Raw genomic sequence first — 4,793 nt, forward strand, 5'->3', positions numbered from 1 at the left:
GGTGCTGCCCCGGCACGCCGACCAGATCACGCTCCAGCGGATCGGCGGCCCCGAGCGTTTCGAGGTCACTGGGAGCGCGGGCCGCGTCCGGGTCGCCGGTACGGGTCCCGTCGCGATGCTCACCGGGGTGCACTGGTACCTCAAGTACAGCTGCGACGCGCACCTCTCCTGGTCCGGCAGCCGGCTCGACCTGCCCGCCACGCTCCCGGCGCCGCGGGCCAAGCACGCCCAGAAGGCCACCGTCCCCCACCGGTTCGCGCTCAACGACACCCACGACGGCTACACCGCGCCCTACGCCGACTGGGAGCACTGGGAGCGCTTCCTCGACGTGCTGGCCCTGCACGGCTTCAACCAGGTGCTGGTCACCGCGGGCCAGGAGGCTGTCTACCACCGGGTGCTCCAGGAGTTCGGCTACAGCGAGGCCGAGGCCCGCGCCTGGATCCCGGCGCCGAGCCACCAGCCGTGGTGGCTGCTGCAGAACATGGCCGAGTACGGCGGCCCGATCAGCAAGGAGCTGCTGGCCAGACGGACCGAGCTGGGCCGGCGCGTGGTGGGCCGGATGCGCGAGCTGGGCATCACACCGGTGCTGCCGGGCTACTTCGGCACCGTCCCCACCGACTTCGCCAAGCGCAACAAGGGCGGCCGCACGATTCCGCAGGGCAAGTGGAGCGGGTTGCAGCGGCCGGCGTGGCTGGACCCGCGTACGGCGGTCTTCCGCAAGGTGGCGGCGTCCTTCTACAGGCACCAGAAGGAGCTGTTCGGGACGGCCACCCACGTCAAGATGGACCTGCTGCACGAGGGCGGCGACCCCGGTGACGTGCCGGTGGCCAAGGCGGCGCGGGCGGTGGAGAAGGCGCTGCACACCGCACGGCCCGGCGCCACCTGGGTGATTCTCGGCTGGCAGGAGAACCCGCGCCGCGACCTGCTGAAGGGGCTGGCGGCCAAGGACAAGATGCTCATCGTCGACGGCCTCTCCGACCTGGAGCGGGTCACCGACCGGGAGAAGGACTGGGGCGGGGTGCCGTACGCGTTCGGCACCATCCCCAACTTCGGCGGGCGGACCACGATGGGCGCCAAGACCCACATGTGGGCGGAGCGGTTCACCGCCTGGCGCGACAAGCGGGGCAGCAAGCTGGTCGGCACCTGCTACATGCCGGAGGCCACCCACCGGGACGCGGCGGCGCTGGAGCTGTTCAGCGAGCTGGCGTGGCGCGAGAAGGCGGTGGACCGGGGCAGCTGGTTCGCGGGCTGGGCGCGGGCGCGCTACGGCGGCCGGGACACCGAGGCCGCCAGGGCGATGGCCGCGCTGCGCGAGACCGCGTACCGCATCAGCAGCAAGGACGGACGGCCGCACGACAGCATCTTCGCCGCCCGGCCCAGCCTCTCGGCCCGCTCCGGCGCCTACTACGCCACCCACACGCCCGCGTTCGACCTGCCCGCCTTCGACGCCGCGTTCGACGCGCTGCTGAAGGTGGACGCGCGGCTGCGCGACAGCGACGCCTACCGCTACGACCTGACCGATGTGGGACGCCAGGTGCTGGCCAACCGCTCGTGGTCGCTGATCGGGCAGTTGCAGGACGCGCACCGCAAGAAGGACGCGGCCCGCTTCCGGAAGCTGGCGGCGCTGTGGCTGAAGCTGATGGAGCTGGCCGACGAGATGTCCGGCGGCCACCGGGCCTTCCTGCTGGGCCCGTGGCTGGCGGCGGCGCGCGGCGCGGGCTCCTCCGGGCAGGAGAGCGCGGCCCTGGAGCACACGGCGCGGGTGCTGGTCACCACCTGGGGGGACCGGGCCACGGCCGACGGCGGCCATCTGGCCAACTACGCCAACCGCGACTGGCACGGCCTGATCCGCGACTTCCACCTGCCGCAGTGGAAGGCGTACCTGGACGACCTCCAGGACGCCCTCGACGCGGGCCGCGCCCCGAAGAAGTTCGACTGGTACGCGCGGGAGGAGCCCTGGACCCGGCAGACGAACACCTATCCGACCCGCCCGGTCGGCGACCCCTACGCCACCGCCACCCGGGTGCGCGACGTGCTCGTCAAGGCGCCGTACCAGGGCTCGCTCAAGGTCGTCGCCGAGCCGCGCGCCGTCACGCCGGGCGCGTCCAGCACCGTACGGGCCGAGTACCGCAACGAGAACGGGCTGTGCCCCACCGGCACCGTGGACATGGCGTTCCGCGGCATCGACGGCGCCGAGCCGCAGGGCCCCACCTCGCACCGTGCGATCGAGCCCGGCGGCCGGGCCGCCGTCCGCTGGCGGGTGGCGGTCCCGGACGGCGCGCTGTCCCGCCCGCTGGACCCGATGGACTACACCGTCGAGGTCGAGGCCGGACCCGCCGACCAGGACCGGGTCACCACCGGCGAGTCGGGGCGGGTCTTCCGCGCCGGGCCGCTGCCCGACGGCGTGCGCACCGTGACGACGAACGACGCCGTCTTCGGCCACCTGGACGGACGGTGGGCCATCGACGGCGCCGGCGCCGACCTGTGGAAGGCCACCGCCGAGTTCGGCGCCGTCTACCGCCCGGAGGCGCTGGACGAGAGGGGCTCGGTGACGTTGAAGGTCGTCTCCCAGGAGGACAGCGGGCCGTGGGCGCGCGCGGGCATCATCGTGCGCAACCGGCTCCCGGAGGCGTCCGGCCCGGGGTTCGTGAACCTGGCGGCCACCCCGGGCAGCGGTGTCGTCCTCTCCTACGACAGCGACGGCGACGGGAGCCTGGACACCTACCAGCGGATCACCGGCGTCCAGGCGCCCGTCACCCTGCGGCTGTCCCGCTCCGGCACCGCGTTCACGGGTGAGCTGTCCACCGACGACGGGAGGACGTGGCGTACCGTCGCAACCGTCGAGGTCCCCTCCGCGTCAGGCAGACAGGACGCCGGCGCGTTCATGACGGCGACCAACGGCGGCAGCTCGGTCCGCGCCCTGGCCGAGTTCGCGGACTGGGAGACACGCTAGGCGCGCCCACGGGCGGGGCGGGACGCACAGGGCGGGGCGGGGAGGGCAGGCGAAGGTGACGGACGACAGGCCGCGGGCCGCGGTGCAGACGCACGAGCTGATGCTGGCGCTGGTGCGCGGGCCCGCGCTCGCCGTCGCCACCCTGCCGCTCTCCATCCTGCTGTTCGTCCTGTCTCTCCTCGCGGTCGCGCTGCTGCCCATCGGTGTGGGCGTCGTCCTGCTGCCGCCCGTGCAGCACGTCCTGCGCCGGTACGCCAACCAGCGCCGGCGGCTCGTGCGCGCCTGGGGCGGTATGGAGGTGCCCGAGCCGTACCGCCCCTGGCCGCGCGGGACGAGCGGTGGCGTGGTCGGCCAGGTGGAGCGGTGCGTGCACCTGCTCAAGGACCCGGCGACCTGGCGGGACATCGCCTGGCTTCCCGCCGACATGACGGCGGGCTTCGTCACCGCGCTGCTGCCGCCGATGCTGCCGCTCAACCACCAGCTCACCAAGCGGATGCTGGAGCCCACCCGCGAGATGCTGCTCGCCCGGCGGGTGGAGGAGCTGTATGAGTCGCGGCATGACGCGGTGGATTCCTCGGCGGCCGAGTTGCGGCGTATCGAGCGGGATCTGCACGATGGTGCCCAGGCGCGGTTGGTGGCGATGGGGATGAGTCTGGGCGCCGTCGAGGCGCTGGTCGAGCGGGATCCGGCCAAGGCCAAGGAGATGATCGCCCAGGCGCGGGAGAACAGTGCCGAGGCGCTGACCGAACTGCGGGACCTGGTACGCGGCATCCACCCGCCCGTACTGGCCGAACGCGGCCTCGGGGACGCGCTGCGGGCGCTGGCCCTGCGGATGCAGGTGCCCATCGAGGCCGAGGTGGAGCTGCCCGGCCGCTTCCCCGAACCCGTCGAGACGGCGGTCTACTTCGCCGTCAGCGAGATCCTGACCAACACGGCCAAGCACGCGGCGGCCTCGCGGGTGTGGCTCGACGCGCTGTACGCGCGGGACGCCCCCGGCGGGGCGGCGATCCGGGTCTCCGTCACCGACGACGGCAAGGGCGGGGCCAGTCCGGAGGCGGGGTCCGGACTGCGCGGCGTCCAGCGGCGGCTCGCCCAGTTCGACGGTGTGCTCGCCGTCGACAGTCCGGTCGGCGGGCCCACCATGGTGACGCTGGAGGTTCCCGCCGAGCCGCTGGGCTGAACGCCTCGCGTACCCCGCCGGACGCTCGCCGTTGCGTTCGCGACGCTCGCCGTTGCGGTCCCGGCCCTCGCCGTCGCGTTCGTGCGCCGTCGCGGCGGGGCGGGGGGGGGTTCGGTGGGCACGGCCGCGAGTGACTTGTCCCGGTGCGGGTCGTTCTGGTGGGTGTGAGTGAGGGGCCAGCGACGGTGGACGTCGAGCAGGCCGAGGCCGCTCTCGTGGAGCACTACGGGCGGCTGGTGCGGCTCGCGTACGGGGTGCTGGGGGGCGGCCGGCGGCGGGCGCTGCGGGCGCACGAGGTGACCCGTCAGGCACTGCCGCGCCGATGCACGTCCACGGCGGGCCTGCCCTCCTCCGGGGAGGGGGACGAGGACCCGGCGTACGTGTGGCTGCGGTTGCGGGTGGTGCGGGCGGCGCTGGAGCGCCCCTGGACGCCGCGTTCCCCCCGGCCCCGGGAGGCACCGGCGCGGGCGGCGCACGCCCTGCGCCACCTGGAGGGGATGGCCGACGCGGACATCCGGGACCTGCTGAGCGCGGTCCGGGTCCGGGACCCGGAGGCCGCGCTCGCGGCGGCCGACACCGTGCCGGAGGCGAAGGTGCCCGGCCCGTGCGCCCTGTGCGCGGTGCCGGTGCCGCACCCGCTGACGGCGGTGCGCCGCAGAC

The 4,793-nt window shown here is 74.3% G+C and carries 2 protein-coding genes and 1 pseudogene; all 3 read left to right on the top strand.

Annotation, left to right across the window (positions count from 1 at the left end; all coding sequences use genetic code 11):
* Position 1: 1 nt before the first annotated feature.
* On the top strand, positions 2–2,953 hold the full coding sequence (locus FM076_RS08930) for an alpha-N-acetylglucosaminidase (RefSeq protein WP_345944929.1): 2,952 nt from the start codon (positions 2–4) through the stop codon (positions 2,951–2,953).
* Between the two features lie 55 nt (positions 2,954–3,008).
* The gene (locus FM076_RS08935; protein WP_345944930.1) at positions 3,009–4,133 is read left to right on the top strand and encodes a sensor histidine kinase; all 1,125 of its coding nucleotides are present in this window, start codon (positions 3,009–3,011) and stop codon (positions 4,131–4,133) included.
* Between the two features lie 164 nt (positions 4,134–4,297).
* Positions 4,298–4,793: pseudogene (locus tag FM076_RS33555) on the top strand (hypothetical protein); the annotation flags it as partial.

This window comes from Streptomyces albus subsp. chlorinus, from assembly GCF_013302895.1.
Taxonomy (GTDB): domain Bacteria; phylum Actinomycetota; class Actinomycetes; order Streptomycetales; family Streptomycetaceae; genus Streptomyces; species Streptomyces chlorinus.